The sequence below is a fragment of the Bradyrhizobium forestalis genome, from assembly GCF_002795245.1.
GTDB lineage: Bacteria > Pseudomonadota > Alphaproteobacteria > Rhizobiales > Xanthobacteraceae > Bradyrhizobium > Bradyrhizobium forestalis.
This window is the reverse complement of sequence record NZ_PGVG01000026.1, coordinates 79,707-102,305: the sequence shown is the minus strand read 5'-3', so window position 1 is coordinate 102,305 and position 22,599 is coordinate 79,707. Positions and strand designations below refer to the sequence as shown.

20 protein-coding genes and 1 tRNA gene are annotated in these 22,599 nt (G+C 63.1%); 4 read left to right on the top strand and 17 right to left on the bottom strand.

Annotated elements, in window-relative coordinates; translation table 11 throughout:
• Window positions 1-580: 580 nt before the first annotated feature.
• Window positions 581-1,366: an SDR family NAD(P)-dependent oxidoreductase gene (locus CVM73_RS26680; RefSeq protein WP_100234780.1), complete on the bottom strand. Its 786-nt coding sequence runs from the start codon at window positions 1,364-1,366 to the stop codon at window positions 581-583.
• A 134-nt stretch (window positions 1,367-1,500) separates the two neighbouring features.
• On the opposite strand from CVM73_RS26680, the gene CVM73_RS26675 reads away from it, so the two are divergent.
• Complete coding sequence (locus tag CVM73_RS26675) at window positions 1,501-2,199, top strand: histidine phosphatase family protein (protein WP_167407073.1); 699 nt, start codon at window positions 1,501-1,503, stop codon at window positions 2,197-2,199.
• 70 nt (window positions 2,200-2,269) lie between these two features.
• Window positions 2,270-3,037: an SDR family NAD(P)-dependent oxidoreductase gene (locus tag CVM73_RS26670; protein ID WP_091894773.1), complete on the top strand. Its 768-nt coding sequence runs from the start codon at window positions 2,270-2,272 to the stop codon at window positions 3,035-3,037.
• A 221-nt stretch (window positions 3,038-3,258) separates the two neighbouring features.
• Here CVM73_RS26670 and CVM73_RS26665 read toward each other — a convergent pair whose 3' ends face one another.
• Window positions 3,259-4,494: a serine hydrolase domain-containing protein gene (locus tag CVM73_RS26665; protein ID WP_167407072.1), complete on the bottom strand. Its 1,236-nt coding sequence runs from the start codon at window positions 4,492-4,494 to the stop codon at window positions 3,259-3,261.
• Between the two features lie 148 nt (window positions 4,495-4,642).
• Between CVM73_RS26665 and CVM73_RS26660 the strand changes: the two genes are divergently transcribed.
• Window positions 4,643-4,718: transfer RNA gene (locus CVM73_RS26660), tRNA-Trp, on the top strand.
• 111 nt (window positions 4,719-4,829) lie between these two features.
• Here the strand turns inward: CVM73_RS26660 and CVM73_RS26655 are convergent.
• The 3 genes from CVM73_RS26655 to CVM73_RS26645 form a co-directional block, all read right to left on the bottom strand.
• A complete protein-coding gene (locus CVM73_RS26655) occupies window positions 4,830-5,591 on the bottom strand; it encodes a glycosyltransferase family 2 protein (RefSeq protein ID WP_100234778.1) in 762 nt (253 codons plus the stop codon).
• A 139-nt stretch (window positions 5,592-5,730) separates the two neighbouring features.
• On the bottom strand, window positions 5,731-6,237 hold the full coding sequence (locus tag CVM73_RS26650; RefSeq protein ID WP_100234789.1) for a hypothetical protein: 507 nt from the start codon (window positions 6,235-6,237) through the stop codon (window positions 5,731-5,733).
• An 8-nt stretch (window positions 6,238-6,245) separates the two neighbouring features.
• Window positions 6,246-6,752: a hypothetical protein gene (locus CVM73_RS26645; protein WP_100234777.1), complete on the bottom strand. Its 507-nt coding sequence runs from the start codon at window positions 6,750-6,752 to the stop codon at window positions 6,246-6,248.
• 167 nt (window positions 6,753-6,919) lie between these two features.
• Between CVM73_RS26645 and CVM73_RS26640 the strand changes: the two genes are divergently transcribed.
• Window positions 6,920-8,581, top strand: a complete 1,662-nt coding sequence (locus CVM73_RS26640; protein WP_245452439.1) for a hypothetical protein — start codon at window positions 6,920-6,922, stop codon at window positions 8,579-8,581.
• Here the strand turns inward: CVM73_RS26640 and CVM73_RS26635 are convergent.
• The 12 genes from CVM73_RS26635 to CVM73_RS26580 all read right to left on the bottom strand — a co-directional run bounded on the left by CVM73_RS26635 (window position 8,565) and on the right by CVM73_RS26580 (window position 22,599).
• Window positions 8,565-9,605: a Gfo/Idh/MocA family protein gene (locus tag CVM73_RS26635; RefSeq protein WP_100234775.1), complete on the bottom strand. Its 1,041-nt coding sequence runs from the start codon at window positions 9,603-9,605 to the stop codon at window positions 8,565-8,567. The two genes, CVM73_RS26640 and CVM73_RS26635, sit on opposite strands and share 17 nt — an antisense overlap.
• Before the next feature lie 3 nt (window positions 9,606-9,608).
• A complete protein-coding gene (locus tag CVM73_RS26630; protein ID WP_100234774.1) occupies window positions 9,609-10,814 on the bottom strand; it encodes a class I SAM-dependent methyltransferase in 1,206 nt (401 codons plus the stop codon).
• Window positions 10,807-12,024: a class I SAM-dependent methyltransferase gene (locus CVM73_RS26625; protein ID WP_167407071.1), complete on the bottom strand. Its 1,218-nt coding sequence runs from the start codon at window positions 12,022-12,024 to the stop codon at window positions 10,807-10,809. Before CVM73_RS26625 ends, CVM73_RS26630 begins: the two co-directional genes overlap by 8 nt.
• Before the next feature lie 275 nt (window positions 12,025-12,299).
• The gene (locus CVM73_RS26620; RefSeq protein WP_100234772.1) at window positions 12,300-14,546 is read right to left on the bottom strand and encodes a hypothetical protein; all 2,247 of its coding nucleotides are present in this window, start codon (window positions 14,544-14,546) and stop codon (window positions 12,300-12,302) included.
• A gap of 49 nt (window positions 14,547-14,595) precedes the next feature.
• Window positions 14,596-16,911, bottom strand: a complete 2,316-nt coding sequence (locus CVM73_RS26615; protein ID WP_245452438.1) for a hypothetical protein — start codon at window positions 16,909-16,911, stop codon at window positions 14,596-14,598.
• 2 nt (window positions 16,912-16,913) lie between these two features.
• On the bottom strand, window positions 16,914-17,891 hold the full coding sequence (locus CVM73_RS26610) for a lysylphosphatidylglycerol synthase transmembrane domain-containing protein (protein WP_100234771.1): 978 nt from the start codon (window positions 17,889-17,891) through the stop codon (window positions 16,914-16,916).
• A 61-nt stretch (window positions 17,892-17,952) separates the two neighbouring features.
• On the bottom strand, window positions 17,953-18,528 hold the full coding sequence (locus tag CVM73_RS26605) for a WbuC family cupin fold metalloprotein (RefSeq protein ID WP_100234770.1): 576 nt from the start codon (window positions 18,526-18,528) through the stop codon (window positions 17,953-17,955).
• Window positions 18,506-19,171 (bottom strand): class I SAM-dependent methyltransferase, encoded by a 666-nt coding sequence (locus CVM73_RS26600; protein ID WP_100234769.1) that lies wholly within the window; start codon window positions 19,169-19,171, stop codon window positions 18,506-18,508. The genes CVM73_RS26605 and CVM73_RS26600 overlap by 23 nt, the downstream gene beginning before the upstream one ends.
• A 25-nt stretch (window positions 19,172-19,196) precedes the next feature.
• Window positions 19,197-19,589, bottom strand: coding sequence for an LIC12192 family sporadic carbohydrate cluster protein (locus tag CVM73_RS26595; RefSeq protein ID WP_100234768.1), 393 nt, complete (start codon window positions 19,587-19,589; stop codon window positions 19,197-19,199).
• A complete protein-coding gene (locus CVM73_RS26590) occupies window positions 19,582-20,388 on the bottom strand; it encodes a sporadic carbohydrate cluster 2OG-Fe(II) oxygenase (RefSeq protein ID WP_100234767.1) in 807 nt (268 codons plus the stop codon). The genes CVM73_RS26595 and CVM73_RS26590 overlap by 8 nt, the downstream gene beginning before the upstream one ends.
• Entirely contained in the window at window positions 20,385-21,503 is a 1,119-nt protein-coding gene (locus tag CVM73_RS26585; protein ID WP_100234766.1) for a DegT/DnrJ/EryC1/StrS family aminotransferase, read from the bottom strand. The genes CVM73_RS26590 and CVM73_RS26585 overlap by 4 nt, the downstream gene beginning before the upstream one ends.
• Window positions 21,493-22,599, bottom strand: a complete 1,107-nt coding sequence (locus CVM73_RS26580; RefSeq protein ID WP_100234765.1) for a DegT/DnrJ/EryC1/StrS family aminotransferase — start codon at window positions 22,597-22,599, stop codon at window positions 21,493-21,495. The genes CVM73_RS26585 and CVM73_RS26580 overlap by 11 nt, the downstream gene beginning before the upstream one ends.

Below are 22,599 nucleotides of genomic sequence, written 5' to 3'. Positions count from 1 at the left end.
ACGCCGAATCCGTCCCACGCTCCCCGACAGGCTCTAGGCCTTTGAGCACGAACGGGCTCGGATCCAGCGACGGGCGGTTGGTCAGAACCGCCCGTTCGCACATCCTGGCAGATTTTGCGGACACAAGAGCGCGACATAAGCCGTAAAACCACTGCGCAGGGAAGGCCGGGATGTTTCCGGTTGCCCTGTTACCCGCTGTGCATTGTAGCGCAATCTACTCGTGGCATGGCGGTCGATGGGAGCCAGCCGGCTCCCGGCCTTCCCTGCGCCCTCTTTCAATTGAGGGTGAGGCGGACGGAGCAAAGCTCGGGCGAGATGAGCCGCGAGGATGCGAAGGCGTGTCTGCAATTGAGATGCCTGCTGCAGAGCGACGCCGACGCCACTTGCATCGTCATTGCGAGCGCAGCGAAGCACCGTGCGCGAAAACTCCAGCCGCGTGCCCCGGACGGAGCGCAGCGCTCCTTCAGCGGCGCGCTGCAGAGCCGGGGCCCATGTAGCAGCGAGCCCTGCGGCTTCCTGGGTCCCGGCTCTGCGCAGCAGCGTAAGAACGCTGCAGCGCGTCCGGGACACGAGACCTGTGTTAAACCGGCTTCCCCGTATACGGCATCGACGCCGTCAAGCCGCCGTCGACCGGAAACGCTTGGCCGTTGACATACGAGGCTTCGTCGCTCGCCAAGAACAACCCCATCGCCGCGAGCTCGTGCGGCTGTCCCGGGCGCTTGAGCGGGTTGAGCTGGCCGATCTTGTCTTGGGTGCCGCGCTCCATGGCGCGGTCGAAGATCGGCTTGGTCATGCCGGTTTCGATCAGGCCCGGGCAGACCGCGTTGATGCGCACGCCGGTGCCGGTGAGCGAATACGCCGTGGTCTGCACCAGGCTGATCACGCCGGCTTTGCTCGCCGCATAGGGATGTCCGCTCGCGCCGGCCTTGAGGCCTGCGACGGACGCCGTGAGCACGATCGCGCCGGACTGCTGCTTGACCATGTGCGGCATGGCGTATTTCACCGCGAGGAACGGCCCGATCAGGTTGACGCGCAAGATCTCCTGCCAGTGTTCCACGGTCTGCTCGGCGAGTGGCACGAGCCCGCCGGAGATGCCGGCATTGGCCCAGATTACGTCGAGCCGGCCATGGGCCTTCACGGCTTTGTCGATCATTGCGACGACGTCCTGCTCGGAGCCCGCATCCGCCACCATGGCTTCAGCGACGCCGCCGGCGGACTTGATCTCCGCGACTGTGTCCTTCACCGCCTCGGTCCGATCGACCGCGATCAGCTTGGCGCCTTCCTTGGTGAACAGCAGCGCGGCGGCGCGGCCGATGCCGCTGCCGGCGCCGGTGATGATGACGGATTTGCCTTGCAGGCGGCCCATGCGCTTCTCCCTTTGGTGTGCTGCGCGGCCCTTGCCGCGCGACGGAATTTCAAACAAGATTTCAAACGGTAAAGTGTCTTGAGACACGTTCGCTACTGACGTACAGCGACATCACACGGGATGGAAGGGTTTCGATGATGTCCGACTCCGGCAAGAAGGTCGTCACGACGCGGTGGTGGTGGGTCCGTCATGCGCCGGTGCGCAATGACGGCGGCAACATCTACGGGCAGAGTGATATCGCCTGCGACACCAGCGACACCTACGTGTTCAATGCTGTTGCCAAGGTGCTGCCACGCAGGGCGGTCTGGTATTCGAGCAATCTGATGCGTACGCACCAGACCGCCGAGGCGATCTGGGCGGCCGGTTTCCCAAAGCCTGCGTCGATGACATGGGAAGCTGATCTCGCCGAGCAGAATCTCGGCCGCTGGCAGGGCATGAACCGCGCCGAGTTCATCGCGAGCCGCCCCGTCGGCACGAGCTGGTTCGCCGACATCAACGAGCCCGCGCCCGGCGGCGAGAGCTTCATGGACCTCTACAACCGCACGCGCCGCACCATCGAGCGCATCAATGTTGAGGCGGCCGGGCAGGACATTATCGCAGTTGCGCATGGCGGCACCATCAAGGCGGCGCTCGGCCTTGCGCTCGACGGTCAGCCAGAGCGGGGACTCGCCTTCGATATCGACAATGTGTCGGTGACGCGGCTCGATCATTTCGCAAGCCCCGAGCGCACGGTCTGGCGGCTGCCGATGGTGAATCAGCAGCCGTGGATCGCCGACGATGCGCACGCGGCCATGCATCAGCCGGCGGGACCGGAAGTCAAGAAGCTCGCCTAGAGCCGTTGCCCGCTCGCGCGGACGCGGCGTAAGCTTCGAGCCAAATCAAATCGTACTCTGGGAGAGAAACATGACCTTGTTCGACATGAAGGGGAAAGTCGCCGTCATCACGGGATCGACGCGCGGCATCGGGCTCGCAATCGCCGAGCGCATGGCCGAGCACGGCGCCAAGGTGGTGATCTCCTCGCGCAAGGCCGACGTCTGCGAGCAGGTGGCGAAGGGCATCAACGACAGATTCGGCAAGGGCACCGCGGTCGCGATCGCCGCCAACATTTCCTCGAAGGAAAATCTGCAAAACCTCGTCGACGAGAGCAACCGCGCCTTCGGCAAGATCGACGTGCTGGTCTGCAACGCGGCGTCGAACCCGTATTACGGCCCGCTCGCCGGGATCTCCGACGATCAGTTTCGAAAGATCCTCGACAACAACATCGTCGCCAACAACTGGCTGATCTCGATGGTGGTGCCGCAGATGATCGAGCGCAAGGACGGCTCGATCATCATCGTCTCCTCGATCGGCGGCCTGAAGGGCTCGACCATCCTCGGTGCCTACGCGATCTCCAAGGCCGCCGACATGCAGCTCGCGCGCAACCTCGCCTGCGAATACGGCAAGGACAACATCCGCGTGAACTGCATCGCGCCCGGCCTGATCAAGACCGACTTTGCCAAAGCGCTGTGGGACAATCCGGAGAACCTGAAAGCCTCGACCTCGCGCTCGCCGCTGCTGCGCATCGGCATTCCCGACGAGATCGCGGGAGCGGCCGTGTTCCTGGGTTCGAAGGCCGGCGACTTCATGACCGGCCAGACCATGGTGATCGACGGCGGCGCGACGATTAGCTGAGGCAGGTTGCGCGAGGGAAGGGGCACGCGGGTCCACTCCAACACCGGTGTCATCGCCCGCCTTGTGCGCAATTGCGCACTGGGGCGGGCGATCCAGTGTCCCAGAGGCCTTCGTTGGAGAGCTCGCTCTTGCCACATCCGCCGCGGCGTACTGGATGCCCCGGTCGAGCCGGGGCATGACAGCGAAAATGTGGATGCAGCGCCGCGTCTAGCGGCGCCGCCTCACTCCACCGCCGCGTACACGAGATCCCGCACCAAGGTCCGCGTATAGTCGCGCTGGCCGGGGCCTTGGCTCATGAACACCGCGAACAGGTCCTCCTTCGGGTCGATCCAGAAGAACGTGCCGGCGATGCCGCTCCAGAAATACTGGCCGACGCTGCCGGGGAAGGGGGCGATGCCGGCCTCGCGACGCACGGCGAAGCCGAGACCGAAGCCGTGGCCGGGCGAGAGCAGCGTGCCATTCGTCACAACGTGCGGCCCGAGGTGATCGGAGGCCATCAGCTCCAGCGTCTTGCGGCCGATGATCCTGTTGCCGTCGAGGGTGCCGCCATTGCGCAGCATCAGGCAGAAGCGGGCATAGTCCATCGTGGTCGAGACCAGGCCGCCGCCGCCGGACTCCATCACCGGCTGCTCGAGCATGTTGAACAGTGCGACCTTGTCGCCGGTCCAGGGGTCGGCCGCGAACGGCTCGGCGAGCCGGCCGGCATTGGCCGCGGGTGTGGAGAAGCCGGTCTCGGCCATCTGCAGCGGCGCGAGCACGCGCTCGGTGAGGAACGTGCCGAGCGTTTTGCCGCTGGCGACTTCGATGATGCGACCGAGGATGTCGGTGGAGCGACTGTAGTTGAACTCCGCGCCGGGATGGCAGACCAGCGGAAAGCTCGCCACCAGCGCGGCGTGCTCGGCGTTGGTGATCTTGCGGCTGCGGACGCGGGACTCCTGGTAGAGCTTGTGCACGGGGCCGTCGCCCTGATGCTCGTAGGTGAGGCCGGAGGTGTGGCGGAGCAGGTCCTGCACGGTCATGGGCCGTGTCGGCGGCACCAGCTCCAACTTGCCGTCCTTGACGACGCCGACCCGCTGGCTCGCGAATTCCGGGATGAATTTTGCGACGGCGTCGCTGAGCAGGAGGTGGCCATCCTCGACCAGCGCCATGATGCCGACCGAGACGATCGGCTTGGTCATCGAGAAGATCCGGAAGATCGAATCGCGCGCCATCGGCGCCGCGCCCGCCGGGCTCTGCTTGCCGAGCGCCTCGAACCAGCCGACTTGGCCGCCCCTCGCCACCAGCACGGTGACTCCGGGAACGGTTCCCTTGTCGATATCGCGGCTGAACGCATCCGACATGGCCTGGAGACGGGGACGCGACAGCCCCAGCGTTTCGGGGCGGGCTTCCGGCAAAGGCGGGGTGTGGAGCGCGCTCGTGGCCTGTGGAGCAGCTGTGGCGGTCGCTGTAACGGTCATGGGCACTCCCGATTGTTTTTCGTTATGGCCAACGGACTGTGGCCCAGAAACCCAGGCACAAACAAGCGAAGCCGGCGCGGTTCACCCTTGCAAACCGGCCGCCCTCTGTGCTTGAAAGCGCCCCTGATCCGCGGTGACGCGGGTTCGTAGGAGTGTAGCTCAATTGGTAGAGCACCGGTCTCCAAAACCGGGGGTCGCAGGTTCGAGCCCTGCCACTCCTGCCAGTAAAATCAATCACTTAGATTAGACGCTGGCGGGATAGGGACACGCGTCCCTCGTGTCGCACGCCAAGTGGCGGCCTAAACCTCTGATTCCTGTGTCAAGGACCGGCGCGGCTAGCGCGCCGGGGTCCGCTCCGCGCCAGTGGGAATCTGACTGAGATCGACGTTTCGGATCGGAACGCGGCGCAGCAGCGAGACGATGGTCCCGCCGAGCTCGAAATAGGTGCGCAGCCGCAGCGCGCGGGACGATCCCTTCAGCTCCGCATTCAGGCTCACGGGGACCTGGACGTGGGTGAGGCCGAGCTGGAGTAGGGAGATCAGCGCACAGATCTGGTAGCCGTAGCCGTCGGCCTTGACCGCGATCTGGCGCAGCCATTTCACGGGATAGACGATCATGCTGTGATAGTCGGATAGCCAGAAGCCGAACAGGCAATTCAGGATGAACCGCAGCGAATGCGACTGGATGGAGCGGTTGATGGAGCGGTCCGACTGGTTGTCGCGATAGGTGATGACGATGTCGGCGGCGCCCGCCGCCTTGAACATGCGGGCAATACCTTCGTTCTGGAAGGCGTGATCGCCGGGAATGAGCGTGATGGCATCGAATTTCGCACGCGACAGCGCATATTCGAAGCCGGCGCCGACACCCCGCCGTTCGGCGTTGTGATGCACGATGATGCGCGGCTCGCCGGCCGCGAACTCATCCATGATCGCGCCGGTGGCGTCGGTGCTGCCGTCGTCGATCAGGAAGATCTCGAAATCATCAAGCAGCTCGCGGGCGAGCGGCAGCACGCCGTCGATGGTGTCGGCGATCTTGTCCTGCTCGTTCAGCGCAGGGATGACGATCGTAAGCTTTTTTGCCGCCCTGGAAGGTGTCATTTTATGCCGCCGTTGCCGGCCACTCTTTACTGTGGAACCCCGGTGCAACTCTAGGTCATCCGAGCCGAGCGAACAATGCGGCTCGCGGATACGGTCCACACAACTGTCACGAAACCGGCGATGTGTGTGTTCTGCGCAACTAGTCGGAAAAATCATAGAGGCTGGTATCGCCAATGCCGAAGGCGCGGCGCAGCCGTCCGACCTGACCTGCCATCGTCCGGCCCGCCGCGGTCGCCACGAAGTTCGAATTGACCGGCTCGACTAGGCCGCCATCGACCAGGTTCCCAATTCGTCCCCGGAACAGATCTGGAACCTGCCTTTCGGCGATCTCCGAAAGTGGGGCCCTCCGACCGGGCCGCTCGACGAGGCTGAGCAGGATGTCCAGGGACACCGATTTGTACACTGCGCCAAAGGCGAAAACGTAAGCCATGACGCAAAATCCGAAGACCGAAGCCGCGTCCCAGTACTGAAATTGCGGGATGACGAAAATTCCGAGTGTCACGCCGAGACCATGCGAGACGACCGCGGCGATCGCGAGCAGGGTGACGGGTCCGAGCGACCATGAGCGCGCGCGGGCCATGAGCTGCAAGGCCGGCGCCAGCAGGGCGAAGACGACGACGGCGACGAGACCGACAGCGAAGGACATCGTGCCGCTCACCCAAGGCCTGTCGACAGACGAACAAGTCTGACTAGACGCGCGACCGCTACGCCCTTGGCCGTCGGAGCCAGCCTGTCTCCTGCCGTGATCACCATCCCTGCGCCGACCAGGAGCTTCAGGCGGTTGTGTGTGAACGTGCCGAGATCTCCGCCCTGCATGTACGCCTCGGCCCATTGCTCCAGGGTGAGGGGACGTTCTGCCTGAACAAGTGCCGTGAGCAGCGTCAGGGTAAAGCCCCACGCCAGCAGACTGAACAGGATGTAGCAGAACATCATCGCTGTCCCCAACAGCAGGAGACCACCAAGCACGTCGTCGAGGTGTCGTTGCCCTGGAAGGGCGATACAGACGATCGCGTAAAGCGCGAGGATGCTGACGCAGCCCAACCGGAAGCGGCGGCCGGATCCGCCAGTGGCGGCGATGCGCGCATAACACAGCAACAGCAGTGGAAAGGCGATGCTGAGACCAATCGCGGCGGCTTGCGCCGGGCCCGGTAGCATGTTCATCGTGGAAAATCGTCCCGGACGCCTCTCAGGCCCAGCCAGAGCGAAAGTCTATAGGAGGTCGTATTTTTGCGGTCAAGGGAGACCGGCGCCCAGCACTTGCGGTCGCCACGTGGGCGTGCGAATCCTGGCCGGCGATGTCCTCCCTTTCCCGTCCGAGCTTGCCCCCGTTGCTGCGTGCGATAGCCATTCTGATCATCGTGTTGCTGGTAGCACATGCGCCGATGCTCCTGAATGACGGCCTCTTCATGGACGACTGGCTGGTGCTCAAGCCGCGTCCGGACTATTTCGTCGACATTGATTTCCTGCTGAATGGCGCCGGTCATCCGATCTTCTTCAGCTACGACACGTTCGCGAACTGGACGGGCGCCCCGGTCGTCGTGATGGTATCGCTGGCGCTCGCTGGAATTGTCCTCGGCGCGGTGTGTCTGACGCTGACGGCGATCCGGCTCGATCTGCTCGACCGTGCCGAGGCGGTCGGCTTCGCACTGATCGTCTGGACCTATCCCGGCTACCAGCTGTGGGCGGGCAAGGCCAACGCAGTCTACGTTTTCAGCTTTGGGCTGCTGTTCATCGGCGCATGGCTGTTGACGCTCGCCTTCAGCGCCCGCGGCCCGCGGCGCGTGCTGCTTCGCGTGCTCGCCTCGCTCGTCTTCCTGCTGAGCTTCGCGCTCAACTCGACGATCGTGCTCTATGCCTTCATGGTGCTCGGCCTGTTCGTTGCGATATGGCGGAGCGGAGACGCGGCGCACGGATTCGTTCGCCGTACATGGCTCGCAGCCTGGCGCTGCGCCCTGGGCTATCCGGAATTGATGGTGCTTCCTCTGGTCTATTGGGGCACGCTCAATATCTGGTTCAAGCGGATCGGTGTGTACGCACAGCACTATGACGCCCATTTCCCGACGCTCGGCGAATTGGCGAGGGGATGGTGGGCGTTCTTCGTCACCGGCTACAGGGACGTCGTGGCCCACGCGATCCGCGCCGCGATTCAGGTCCCAGCGCTCTTCATCGCGGCTGCGGTCCTCGTCGGCATTGTATTGTTGCTGCTGCGTCCGGACACGAAGTCGACCGCATCCAGAAGCGCGATCACCATACCGCTCGCACTCGCCGTGGTCTTGTTCCTCGCATTGTCGTCGCCCTATCTGATTGCCGGCCTGCGGCCGTCTTCCACGCATTTCTATGAGAGCCGCCACCTGCTGATGTTCGGCGTGCCGCTCGCGCTGACACTGCTGGCGTTCAAGCGACAGGCCGAACGTCGGTCCGGCCCCGGCGCCGCCTTTGCGGTCATGTTCGGAGTGGGCTTGATCGTGTCGATCGGGATGCTGTGGAGCGACTACGTCTTCATGCAGGCGAGAACCCTGAAGCAGCAGGCGCTGGCACGGGACCTTGCCAGCCGGATCCAGCCGGCGGCGACGGTTTATGCGCTCGATGACGGCTTTTTCGACTATCCGTCACGGCATGTACCGTTCGGTCTCGCCGAGGTCACCGGCATGCTCCGCCTTGCCTGGGGCAATCAGCCCTTCTTCGGATTTGCTCTGCGTGCCGAGCGGCCCGACATCCTCCGGGGGATGGACGAGGCGCGGAAGGCTCCGGGAAGTGCGTTCCATCATTTCGATCCTTCGGGGCCGCAGGCAACGATCTCGTTGCAGCCGGGGACAGGAGCCGCGCCGAACCAGACCTTGGTGCGGAAGTACTACGCGTGCCGGTTGCTGGCGCGCTGCGATGTTGGAGAGTTCCTGGCTCAAGTCGCAGAGGTCACGATCAAGCTGGGCCCGATCGCCGGCGTCCTGCCGCTCGAGGGCGCAAGCAAGAGTGTCACGCCTGGCCGCTAGCCCGCCGCTTCCAGACCGTCTCCGCAAGCGCGATGTCGGTCATCGAATCCTCGCCGGAGGCCAGGGGTATGCGACGTTCGGCGATGTCGGACACGAAGGCGTCGGCCTGGCGCCGAAATGCCCAGCTCCCTTCACCCGTCAGCCGCGTGCTTTGACCATCGTGCTCGACAATGACCTCCGCCTCTTGCTCGGCAAAGGGCGGGGGCAAATCAAGGGTCACCGCGCCGCGCTCAAAATCGATCGTCAGTCCCTCGCGCCAGGCCCCCTCGGATCCGTTCACGAGATCCAGCGTGCACGCGATGCCGTCGAAGTCGAGGGTGATGCGCGCGGCTCCCGAAGTCTCGACAGAGCTTTCGGCGACCGTTGGCGACGATCCGAGCAGGTAGCGCGCCAGGTTGATGATATGGCTGAAGACGTTCAGAAAATTGTCGTAGCCGGGGCGCAGCGCGCGCGGCATCCAGTCGGGACCATCCTGCCAGAGCTCGATCCCGTCCGGCCGTGCTTCGCCGGTCATCACGAAATTGTCGCGTGATCGACCGGTGTCGCCGCCGAAGCACCAGCCCTTGGCGCGGACAACGCGTCCGAGCGACTGGTCCTTGCGCAGCCGCGCCAGCACCTCGAGCGCCCGTGCCACACCGGCATCGTGACGCTTCATGTAGCCGATGCTGTAGACGAGGTTTTGCCGCCGTGCCGCTTCGACTAGCGACGTAGCCTGAGCCGTCGTGTAGGCCATCGGTTTTTCCGACAGCACGTGCCGGCCGCTGTTCAACGCGTCCAGCACGATCGGGCCGGTGGCGCGACGCTTCGTCACGACCACGACGGCGGACACCGCACTATCTGCGAGCAGCTCCCGATGCGTGCCGTAAACCTGGGGAATGCCGAATTTCTGCGCAGCGGCGGCCGCAAGGTCCGGCCGAAGATCGGCGATCGCGACGACGCGGCAGGCGGGATTGGCGGCGAAATTGGCAAGGTGGCACATCTGGCCGACCATGCCCGTTCCGATGATGCCAATGCCTGGCTTCACTGGCTACGATCCCTTGAAGCGCTTCCGGATGACGAGGAAATGTGCCGGCTGTCCCCAGGTGTTGATGAACGCCGGATCAGTCTGGGTGAGGGCAGCGACCGCGGACGCATCCCGTCGCCCGATCGCGCCGAAGATGCGATGGAAACTGTCGAGCGTCGCAACGATGGTTTCGATATCGGGGGCATCGTCGGCGAGGATGTCCGTCGTGCGGATCGTCTCGCGTAGCGACGCGAGGCTCGCGATCACGCGCGGCAGGCTCGCGCCGAAGGGATCGTCGATCATCGCATCGACGTCGAGAACCAGCGCCTCGATCGATGCCGAGATCTCCTGCACGGCATCGGCCTTGCCGACCAGGTAGAGCTTTCGTCCGCCGAGGAAGCTCAGGCGGCTGCGGTCGAGATGGCGCGTCGCGCGCCGCAGCTTCTCGTCGTCGGACAGGATCTTCTTGTGCCAGTAGACGTCCAGGCCGTCGCGATAGGCTGGCCATGCCGAATGGATGTCGAATCCCTGTTCATGCGCTGCCGTGCACAAGGCCGCTGCGTCGAGGAAGTACCGATACCGGACGAAGGGATTTTCCAGCACGTCCATCAGCCAGGATTCGAAGCTGCGGGTGTGCGGAATGCTGTTCCACTTCGCATCGAACAGCGTCTTCGCCGTTTCGAGCGCAGGACGGCCTGTCAACACCTTGCCGGCCGCATGGATCGCCTTGAGCGCCAGTTCGAAGAAGCCGCCATAGCGCTCGTAATAGGAGACGACGGCGTAGCCATCCGGATTGAGCAGCCGGTGAAAAATGCCGAGCCATTTTTCGCTCGGCTGCACCGTATAGATGAATCCTTCGGCATCGATGATGTCGAAGCGGCGATCGCTGCGGAAGCCCTCGACATCGGCGAGCGCGAGCTCGCGGAGACGCTCGGTCAGGCCGAAATGCGCGAAATAGGCCTGAATTTTCGGGTGTGCATGCCGGTTCGGTTCAGCGAGCGTCATATTCGCGCCCCAGCCCGCAAACACCAAAGCGTTCTCGCCGGAATCGGGACCAAATTCGAGCACCTCGGCACCGCGGAACAGCCGCGGCGGCAGCACCAGCTTGTCCGAGAACAGCTCGCGCCGCTGGCTGGCATAGGCTTCGAGCTCGGCCGACGACTTGAAATTTCCGAACGTCGGCAGAACATCCTGACGTTCGTAGTAGTTGAAGAGCTTGTCCTCAGCCATGCCGCGACCCTGCGGCCGCCTCGAGGCGGTCGAGCTCGCTCCAGATGTCGGAGGGCGCGAAGATCGAAACGATGTGCAGCGGCCGCTTCACGTTCTCGCGCAGCCGGCTGCTGACCTTGGCTTCGTTTTCCTGGTTCACGGCGAGAAGACAGACGAGCGGATTTGACTTGCCGGCGAGGTCATCCGGCGAGCGGATAGGAATGCCGGTGCCGGGCAGGAATAAGCCCTGGCGCTCCTTCTGATCATCGACCGAGAGATCGACGAGATCCGCCAGCTCGTGGGCATTGGTGAAGGTGCAGGCGCGGCAGCCGGCGCCGTAGATGGCGATCTCGGCACCATTGGCGCGGGCCTTGGCGAGGATCGGACGAAGGCGCGCGCCATATTCCCGTGCGCGCTGACCGAATTTCTCGCCGACGCCGGACGGCGTAGGCGGCGGCGTCACGTCGCCCGCGGCACGGCGGGCCGCGATCGCGAGGCTGCCGCCGCTGAAATTGTATTTCTTCACGGACACCGCCTCGAAGCCGTGACGCGCCAAGAGCGCGAGCAGGGTCGGTTCGGTGAAATAGCTGACGTGCTCCTCCCAGAGGACGGAGAGATCTCCCGCCGTAGATCCGGGCGCGAAATCAGGCACGTCGATGAACAGCAGCCCGTCCTCGCGCAGCGCGATCTTCACGCAGTCGAAGAAGTTCTCGAAATCGACGATGTGCTCCAGCACCTGACGCGAGACGACGAGGTCGAACTTGCCGGCCTGGGCGACCGCGTCGTGACACAGCGCCGGGCTGATCATGTCGGAATAGACCTTGATGCCGCGCTCGCGGGCTATCTTGCCCGACACGGGGTTGGGCTCCACGCCCACCAAGACCTTCGCGCCGCGTTCGCGCAGCCTGTCCATGAACAGGCCATCGTTGCATCCGATCTCGAACACGGACTGATGTTTCGAGAATTTTGCGATGGTGTCGAGCTCGTCGACCTGGTGCGGCTCCGGCTTCCAGCTGCTGAAATTGTAGTTGAACTGCCGGTACAGGATGTCGGGATCGATCGGCTTGACGATCTGCGGCAGGCCGCATTCGCCGCACGCGAGCACCTCGAACGGATACCGTTCCTCCTGCTCGTTTCGGCTATGCCGAAGCCGATGCGCAATCGGCATCAGGCCGAGGTCGATGACCGGTCGCAGGTTGGTCGAATGGCAGAGGCGGCAATGGTCGGTCACGGCTTTGGCTCTTTGCAGGAACAGTTGTGAATCGGCGTCCCGAGCCATTGCGGCCCGCAGCTGACAGCCATTGTACGCCTATATAGGGCCCCAGCGTTCACCTCAATTGATAAGTTAGGATTCCACGCTGTCCGCGAGCATCTTGTCGGATGGCCGGCCGTTCAGAAACGGAGCCAGTTCGGCAGGATTTGCGATGACCATCGTGGGGGCCGACGGCCGCGAAAACTTCCAGCGCCCTCCGCTGCCGTGCGGCATGTAGGGGAGCACGCTGCTCTTCACTTTCGGCCGGAGTCTTGCTGGGACCGCCATGCGGCAAGTGCTGCAATGCCCTCCCAATACTCTTTGCTTCCACCGGTCACGCGACTACGGTTCCGCAGCTCGGTGATTGCTGCAACTTGCGCGTCGCTCATTTCGACTCCCAATCCCTTCCACGTCAGCAATATGTAGTCGGCTCCGACGTGGAGCACGTCTAGATTGCGCTGCATGCTGTCTGCATCGAAGAGCGGGCTCTGCCCGTGCGCCCAGAAGTCCAACCTGTTGCTCTCGATGTAAAAGGCATTCACATTGTGCCGGCGCAAGGCGGCAATGCTGAGTGGGGACGGTCCGAGCAGAACGTCTCCATAGTCCGGCAGGAACACCGGATGGAGGGTGTCGACCACTCGGCCGGACGGCAGGAGAGGGGATTCGGCGCAGGTCGGCAGGAAACGCAGAGCGGAATTCACGGGCAGAATGTGCCAGGCGGATGGAACGTGGCGCGAGACCTCCCGACAGCGGCGCGGGTCCAGATCGTCAAAGGACGGGGAAGTGCCAACCAGGCCGATGCGGCCGGTGACATATGCCAAGGCACCTTGCACACGCGCGCGGGTTATCTCGCCCTGCGACCTTGCTACCACGATCGCAACCAGGGCCGCCAAACAGACGGCAACTGTCGCAGCTGGCAGGGAACTGAAACGATCCTTGAATCGATATCGTCGAAAGACGCCGGTAAGGTGCACTATTGCTAAAGTGGCAATCAGAGGAGTTGCGACTGATCGGAAGGCCAGCATGCGCTCCAAACTTCCATGCGAAGTGAGAGTGATGAGGCAAACTATGGCAAGCAGCGAAAGCCCGAGGCCAACGACGAAGGGGCCGTTCTTCTGTGGTTGCCGCACGTCAAGCAAGGCGGCGCATGCGACAATGAAAGCCGGGTACGCCCAGAAGTTCGCCGCAAGGAACAGGCCGGAGAGCACTATCCAGAAGCGACGCGCAGCGGCCACGATGTCGAGCATCGAAAATCCTGCGTATTTGATGCCCTGCGCGTTGTTCACGTAGACCATGAGATCCAAGCTAGAGATTTGGCGAAAGCGCTCCACGTTGATGAGCGGCATGAATACGCCGATCGGATTGACCTCGGCGATGCCGAGATAGATCTGGTTGACCAGGAGGCTAAGAGCCGCTGTGCCAAGACCGATTGTGGCCACTACGAGCGGCCGCACGAAACCGCGCGGGCCGTGAGCAAACCACCCGGCTCCTGCTGCCGCCATCAAGAACGCTGCGGCGATGATTGCGGCCTGGGGGACCATGATCGCGATGGATATCACGGCCGGTACCAAGGCACGGAAGATTACGCGGACCTTTGTGGTGGCATAGAGGACCCCGGCCCAACACACAAACAGGAGGAAGGCCCCTGTCTCGTAGTGGAAGCGTCCAGTTTCCAGTCCGATAAAGCTCGACCACATTGCGATCAAGGCCGCACAGCCCGGCAATATCCAGCCTGTTGTCAGCCGCGCCGCCATGCGATGGACCAACGCCGTGATCGACAGCAAGTAGACAACAGAGAGGATTTGATGAGCGATCGGACCTCCGAAGCTCACAAGCAACATGTCGGCCCCGTGGCCACGGCCGAGCAGGAACCAGAACAGTTTCGGTTCTTCGCGATCGAGCCAGAGGGTGTGCCGGTTCTGCAGGTCAGCGAGGAGCGGAAGATAAAGTTGCGGGATATCGCCGCGGGTCGCGTCGAGCACGACGCCCTTCACGAGCAGGAGTACGAGCGCGGATAAACCCAGTAACCCGATCAGCAGCCATTCGGCTGCCGTCGATGGTGTCCAATGGATGCGGGATGGCCGATCCAGATGCTGCGCAAGATACCAGAAGACCAGGCCCGTTAGGAACGGGATGGTGATCCACGGGAAGAGCAGTCCAGCCGCGCCAAGGCAGACGCCGATCAAACTGCAAAGAGCCGCACCGCCGAAGAACTGCAGCACGAGCAAGTCAGCCATGTCGAGGTAGATATCTTCGCCGGCGAGTGGGCGGACGAACAGGGCCCCCATTCCGATAAACGCGAGAACGACATAGGGAGCGAGGATGGCGAGACACAAGCTGTTCCACGCTGTCAGGTAGCCGCCGCTGAAAAATTGGACCTCGGGAGGAATCTTCACCAGAAGGCCCAATACAGCGACGAGGAGCGGAGCTGTCATCAAGGCGGCGCGCGCGCTTGTTTGCCAGCGTGTGCTCCTCCAGGACGGGCAGCTACCGAAACGCATGTGCAAATCCTCGTGCAAGATCGCTTTCCCTCGTCAAATCAGCAACTCCTCAGCGGCATTTGGAGAGTTGTTCGAGAGCCTTGAGATCTCTGCGCTTGTCGTTTGATGGCAGACCGTGCTTGATCGCCTCGAATGGTTCCACGCCATAGGCTTCCCGGTAGATATCTTTCGATCTCGTCCTAAGCGTCGAGATCTCGGCCTCAGCATCTGGACTCATCGGCTGATTGCCATTCTTCCACGTCAACAGCCAGTAATCCGGGGTCTCCGTGCGAACAGTAAAGCGTTTCGGCAGTTCGTCTTTCCGAAAAAGGTCAGAGAACCCATTCAGCCAAAAATCGCAATTCTCCTTCTGGACATAAAAGAGATTCACTCCCAGCGCGCGAAGCGTGGCTTCTGCCGTGTCAGCGCTGCCCGCCGCGATCTTTCTGAAATCGCGCGCGACATCGCTTTCATAGGTATGAATGATCTTGCCTCGCGTGAGCAGGGGCGAGAAATAGCATGGCACCATCGTGCGATAGCCATTGAGAGGCAGAATGCGGTCAGAGCCCGTCGATTGCTGCAGCTCGTCACAGCGTTGCCAGTCCAGGGCGACACGCGGCATCTGGCGAAGGGGACGTCCGCTTGCAAAAGCGATCGCCCCGTCATCCCTAAAGCTTCGCCAGGGATACCACACGGTTGTGCAGGCAGAGGCGATCAAGAGCGCCAGAACAGCTACTTCAGGAGCATGGCGCCCGGCGAACCAAATCGGGGTCAACCGCCGGATGATGAGCAGGCCCCAACAAGCGATTGCGACAGTTGCAAGCGGGAATAGAGCGTTGGCGTGAACGGATAGCCTGATCAAGCTCGGGATATTCAAGGTCATGTCCAGAAGGCGGACGCTGGCCAAGTAGGCGATGACGATGAAAAGCCCCGCGGGATTGGGCAATGTCCGCGACTTCGAGACGTCGGAGCAATCGGGAAACAGCTTCCAGTCGGCGAAAACCACCGCCCAAGTCGTCGCCGCGAGAAGAACAGCAACCAGGAGAACGGACTTGACCTGCTTGAAGAAGGCGAACAATCCCGCATTGCTGAAGAAATCGCTGACCTCCAGCGACTGCGCCAGAACGAAAAAATCCAGAATATCGAGGCTGCCGAATTCTGAGAAACGTTCCACCGACGCGACGTTCCGGAAGAGCGAGTACGGGTTGGTTGCCGGTATTCCCAGGTAGAGATAGTTAATAGAAAAGGCCAGTATGCATCCTGCGATCGCGCCCAGCCCGAGCAGCGCGCCGGTCATGAGTCCTGATCGGTCTCGCTGAAGTGCCTTGGTGAGCATTCCCAATGCTGAAATCAACCAGACAAACGCGGCGTAGAGCGGATAGGAGGCGGTGATGGCAAAGGCGCAAATGCCGGCGGCAAGCCTGTCTCGGCGTTGGGAAGACCGAGTGACAACCAGCAGGAAATAGACGAAGAACGCCGCGGTCTGCAGATGGTACTTCCCGAATTCCATAGTGTGGAGACCGGGTGTAACGCTCGGCACCGTCTTGGGCCAAGTAAGGCCGAGGATGGCCAGGCCGAGTGCAATCGGTACCGCTGCGTCTTGCCACCGCCATCCCAGAGCCTGCAATGGCAGGACGATGCGGACGAGTTCGAAAATGACCGCGCCGATCCCGACGAAATAGAGAAATGAAACGATCTGGGCGACGTGTGGAGGCAGAAACGTTGCCAGCCATAAGTGCAGCCCGTTTCCGTGGCCGATCTCGAAGTCGGAGAAGATGGGGTTGTCTGCCGCGAGCCAAGTGCTGTGATTTCTCGCAACTTCCGCAAGATAGGGTGCATAGAGCTGCTGAACGTCGGTCGAAACGACGTCAGGCATGACGGCGCGATCCAGAAACACCATCGCCAGAAGCCAAAGGCCGAGCAGCGATAGCGCGAGCAGCGAGAAACTTGGCGCGAGCTTCTGCGGCTTCCAGACACTCCGCAGGTCCCACAACAGAAGTGCGATCGATAACCCGAGCACGATTTGCGGATAGAGAAGCGACAGAAAGCCAAGCCCGGATCCCGCCAAGATCAGCGTGGCTGCACCAACGAAGAACTCGTCAACCCGTTGGGCGGGTTCGTGCTTGATGAGCGAGAAGGTCAGGCGGCCGGTCGCCATGATGAGCCAGCCAAGATACGGCGTCAGGACGATCCAGGCGACGACGTAGAAACGCGTCGTCCAACCGCCCTCGAATAGCAACGTCCGGTACGTGCCAGGCTGATTCAGGCACCAGATCGAGACAGCCGCCGGCACGAAAATAAGTACGCGCCGCAGCCACGCCGCGAGGATGGTGGGCAAGCGCACCTTGGCAGCTCCCATAGCTTGATCTTGTGCGATGTTGGCCATTGCTAGACCGATGCGGCGTCAGTCGGTTCGGCGACGGCTCGTGCCTGGTCGGCGCTGAAATTGGCGCGCTCCGGCGCAGCCAGCCACACCAGGCCGCCGAACAGGCCCACGATCAGGCCGCCGAGACCGAGCAAGACCGATATCGCGAGCGCTTTGTCGGATGCGATCCCGGCCAGGCCAAGCGCTGCAACCATTGCGCCTTCCCGCACGCCCCATCCGCCGATCGAGATCGGCACCGCGGACGACAGAATCACAAGCGGAACGAGAACGAATGCATCAAGCGCGGAGAGTGGCGCGTCGAGGCCGATCGCAAGGACATCACAGGCTGCGACCGTGATCAGATGGATGATGATGGCGGCCGCCATCAGCGTTCCGCGCCCTTTAGCCGCCAGCGGAGCCCTGACCAGCATGGCGAATTGCACGATCCGCGCCGGCACGGCAGCGATCATGCGAGGCGGCCACCGGTTCAGGGTGGCGAGGGCGATGAGGCCGAAACACGCGGATGCGAGAACGATGACGATCGCGACGAGGAGCGAGTTATCGCCGATCCGCGGCAGCAGAAACGGCATTCCCGCCAATATCACGGTACCGAGCGCCAGCAGCGCGAGGAAGCGATCGGCCACGATGCTGCTGATCGTTGGCGACCATTGAACGCCGTGCCGCCGCAGCATCCAGATCCGGACGGCATCGCCGCCCGCGGGCAGCACCTGATTGAAAAAGGTGCTCACGATGAGAATGCGCCAGCCGGTCAGCCAATCCAGGGGCACGTTCATGGCGCGCAGGATCAGGATCCAGCGATGACAGAGCACGAAGGTCTGGGCGAACAGCAGCAGCACGGCGAATGCCAGCATGTCCAATCGGACGGCGAGAAGATCGGCTTTCAGGGACGACAGATCCTGGGTACGCACCAACAGGATGAGGATACCGATCGAGACGGCGAACTTGGCCAGAGTAACCAGTGCTTTTGCAGGCGGCTTCATCGGCTGGTGTCGTCCTCGATCAGTCACGGCGGGATCGTCGAGCCGCGATAGCGGTCGGAGTCTATTGTCTCGCCAGATGCTCCGCGGCGAGCGTACCGGTTCTTGTGACGTAGGCCTGGACCGCGGCGGCATCGCTGCCGTCGGGTGCCCAGTCGGGAAATGCGGTGCGGGAGGGATCGAACGGGCCGGCGGTGGTTTCGTGAAACACCAGCCATTCCGAGGTGATCAGGATCGAGTGGAAGACCTTTTCCGGCATGCGGTAATAGCAACGCTTGCCCTGGCCATAGGGCGCCATCTCGAGCACATCGCGAATGCGGCCGTCATCTTCGAAGATCACGACCTGCGCGGTGCCCTCGATCACGTGGAACGATTCAGGCTTGCCAAGGTGCTTGTGGGGCCGGACATAGGCCTCGCGATGATGCACGATCAGCATCTCGTGCAGGTTGGACGAGGGATCGGGATGCGTGCACAGCCGGCTGCGCAGGCGCGGGTTGCCGGCGGCGATGCGCTTCAGCTCCGCGATCGTGGCGTCGTCTGCGGTGACGATGGCGTCGTCCGAATAGTACACTTCCGGATTTTGCGCGCGCAACGAGGTCGTCCCGCGCAAGCCTGCTTCATTCGAAGAAGATGAACCCATGGTCGCCCCGGTACCCGCATTTGTCGTAGATCCAGGCCCATGTTTGCGGACCGTGGAAGCTCAGGCAGGTGAGCTGCCAGTAGAGGAGGTTCGCCTTCTCGCACTCGTTGCGGAAGGATTCGACCATCAGATATTTCGAGGTGCCGCGTCCGACGCGTTCGATCTCAGGGACCGCGCGGAACACGTCCTCGAGCGGAAGGTTGTGCAGCACGCCGAGCGACACGACGAGATCGAAGCAGTGATCGGGATAGGGAAGCTCGACGGCGCTGCCGACCTGGAGCAGCGGCCGCACCTCCTCCTTCGCGTTGGCGATGCCGTACTCGGAGATGTCGATGCCGGCGATCCTGAGGTCGGGGACGAGCTGGGTGAACTCGTAGAGCAGGTAGCCCTTGCCGCAACCGACGTCGAGCACGCTCATGCCCGGCTTGATGCCGTAGCGATCGATCAGGGTCTGGGCCAGCGGGCGCCACCGTCCGTCATAGCGATAGCCGCCGTAGCCGTAGCGCCGGTCGCCGTCCCAGTAATCGCGTCCCCATTGCCGCGCGACGGTGGCGGATTCAGCCTTGTCGTGCTCGACCACGCGCTGGACGTAGTTCCGCTTTGTCGATGCGTGCATCGGCTGAAGCAGGTTGATCTCGGTCATGGGGCCCAACCGGTCCGCGGCATCATCACAGGATGGTCGCGAACTTGTTGACGAGCAGGATGTCCTCAACGGCCTGGATGTCTTTCTGCGACGACAGCGTGATCTCCTCGACCGCTGCGTGGAGGTCGCAGCCCTCGCGCAGCACGCGGTCGTAAATTTGCCGCCGCCGTGCCTCGTCGGGCGGCAGCATGAAGATGCTGTAGAGGATCAGGCCTCGCAGCTGCGGCAGCTCGTCCAGGATGTCCTCGAGCACCATGTAGCTGCCGGGCATGGTGTGCTCGGCGGCGCTCAGCAGATAATGCAGGTTCTTCCGCCGCGCATAGTCGCGGATCACGATGTTCTGGACGTGCTGGGGGGTGCGGCTGCCGTTCAGCGGCCGGGCGCCGATATAGCCGCGATGGCCGGCTCGCTCAGCCATGGAAGCCTCCCGGCAGCTTGTACTGCATACCGACCCGGGTCGCCGGGCGCAGCAGGATCGGCTCGAAGAACTCGCCGAAGCGCTTGTCCGCGTAGGGCGACATGATGCTCTTGAAGCGGCAGTTCATGCTCCAGCGCGTGCCGGCTTCCTCGTTGACGCGATTGCCGTGCATCAGGGTCTGGTTGAACAGCATGACGTGACCGTAGGGAATTTCGATGAAGGTCGCGTGCGGCTTGATGCTCTTGTACAGCTCTTCGGCGCTGCGCAGGCTGGCCATCCGGTCCTGCATGTCGCCGTTCAGGGACGGCGGCAGCAGATACATCGATTTGGTGCGATGGACATCGACCAGCGGCACCCACACCACGACCTCGAACGGCGAGTCGCCCGACCACACGTCGGAATGGGTGGCGAGCAGCGATGAGCTGTCGCCGGGAAGCTGGATGCTGAGATTGACGCGGCGCTGCATGCAAAGCTCGTTGCCGACGATGGTCTCGATCGTCGAGCGCGCCAGACGGAAGTAGGTCGGCCGGAACCACGGCTCGGCGTTGAGGCCGTTGAAGACGTGCAGCCGCAATCCGTTGAGATCATCCACGCTGACCCGCGTGTGGATGGTGTCGAGCATCGCGTAGGGATCGTTGCTGTGCGGCAGCTTCAGATAGTCCGCTGCGAGCTCGGCGGCACGACGCTGGATCCGGTCGAGCCCGGCGCGATCGTCGGCCGGCGTGGTGACGAAGCCATCGTCGATGAAGCGCTGCGCCAGCGCCTGCTCGTCGGCGTGCAGGAAGTCCGTGTCCGTCATGCAAAATACTCCCGGGCGGTCGCGCAAATATAGCTGATGTCGGAGGCCGAGAGGAACTGGTTGATGGGAAGGGTGAGGATCTGGTCTGCCTGCCGTTCCGTCACCGGGAACGCGCCGCGGCCATGGCCCAGATGCGCCGCTGCCGGCTGCAGGTGGATCGGGACCGGATAGTGGATCGCGGTCTCGATGCCCTTGTCGGCAAGATATTTCTGGAAGTCGTTGCGACGGTCGGTCTGCACCACGAAGGTGTGGAAGGTGTTGAACTCGATGTTCCGGCAGGGCGGAATGAACAGAGGCAAGCCGGCAAGCTCGGCGCGATATTGCGCGGCGTTGCGCCGCCGGCGTTCGATCACCGACGGCAGGTGACGCAGGCGAATGCGCAGCACCTCGGCCTGAAGCGTGTCGAGCCGAGACACGATGCCCCATTCCTGGACGTCGCTGCGGTTGATCAGGCCGTGATTGCGCAGCCGGCGGATTCTCGCGGCGAGCCCGGCGTCGGTGGTGACGAGAAAACCGGCATCGCCCGCGGCGTTGAGATTCTTCAGGGGGTGGGCGGAGAAGCAGCCGAACGTGCCGATGGTGCCGCTCATCCGGCCATCATAGGTCGAGCCGATCGCCTGTGCGCTGTCCTCGATCACGGCGAGTGCGTGCTTGTCCGCGATCGCCATCAGCGGGGTCATGTCGGCCATGCGCCCGGTCAGATGCACCGGCATGATCGCCTTGGTGCGCGGGGTGACGGCGGCCTCGACCGCGGCCGGATCGATGTTCTGGTCCGGCAGCACGTCAGCAAACACCGGCGTGGCGCCGACCGCGATGATCGCGGCGGTCGATGCCACGAACGAATTCGGCGGGGTGATGACCTCGTCGCCGGGGCCGATGTTGAGCGCCCGCATGGCGAGGATCAGCGCGTCGGTACCGGAATTCAGCGTCACCACGTGCGGCGAGCCGAGATAGGCCGACAATTCCTCCTCGAGCTTGGCGACCGCCGCGCCGCCGATGAAATCGCCGCGCTGGAACACGCCCTCCACCGCCTGCATGATCTCGGCGCGTTCTTCCTCGAATTGCGCGGGAAGATTGACGTAACCGATGCGCCGGCGGCCGGTGTCAGCGTCCATGGCAGAACTTCCTGACAGTCTCGATGACGCGGTCCTGCTGCGCGCGCGTCAGATGCTGGTCGACGGGGAAGCTGATGACTTCCTTGGCGTGGCGGTCGGTGACCGGGAAGGTGCCGGGCGCGTAGCCGAGATGCTTCAGGCCTTCCTGCTGATACAGCGGGATCGGATAGTGGATCTTGGCCTCGATGCCGTTGTCCAGGCAGTATTTGTAGAGCTCGTCGCGGCGCTCGGCGAACACCATGTAGAGATGGTAGACGTGCTTCACGTTGGGCCGGCGCGGCGGGATGCGCAGGCCGGGCAGGCCGGCGAGACCTGCATCGTAATACGCCGCATTCTCGATCCGGCGGCGCGTGATCTCGCTGGTTTGGCCGATCAGCCAGTTGCCGACCACCGCCTGCAGGGAATCGAGGCGCGAATTGCAGCCGAGGATCGCGATCTCGTCGCGGTTCTTCATGCCGTGGTTGCGGATCAGGCGGAGCTTCTCGTTCATGCCGTCGTCATTGGTGACGACGACGCCGGCATCGCCCCAGACGTTGAGGTTCTTGAGCGGATGCAGGGAGAAGCCAGCCGCGATGCCGTGGGTGCCGGAACGTTTTCCGGCAAACTCCGACAGGATGCCCTGGCAGGCATCCTCGACCACGGGAAGGTTGTGGCGCTGGGCGATCGCCATCAGCTTGCCCATGTCGGTGACCTCGCCGGTGAGCTGCACCGGCATGATCGCCTTGGTCTTCTTGGTGATGGCGGCCTCGACCTGGTCGACGTTCATGCAGAACGAATCGTCGCAGTCGACCAGCACCGGCGTCGCGCCGGTCTCGGCGATCGCGCCGACGGTGGCGATGAACGTGTTGGCGGCGGTGATGACCTCGTCGCCATGGCCGATGCCGAGGGCCTTGAGCGGCAACTTGAGCGCGTCGGTGCCCGATCCGACGCCGATGGCATGACGCACGCCGATCAGCTCGGCAAAGCGCTTCTCGAATTCGGCGACGGGCTTGCCAAGGGTGAAGTCACCGGTCGCCACCAGGCGGCCGATCTCGGCGAGGATCGGTGCGGGATCGGCGAATTGCTCGAGCAGGTAGGAATATCGAACGTCGTACAT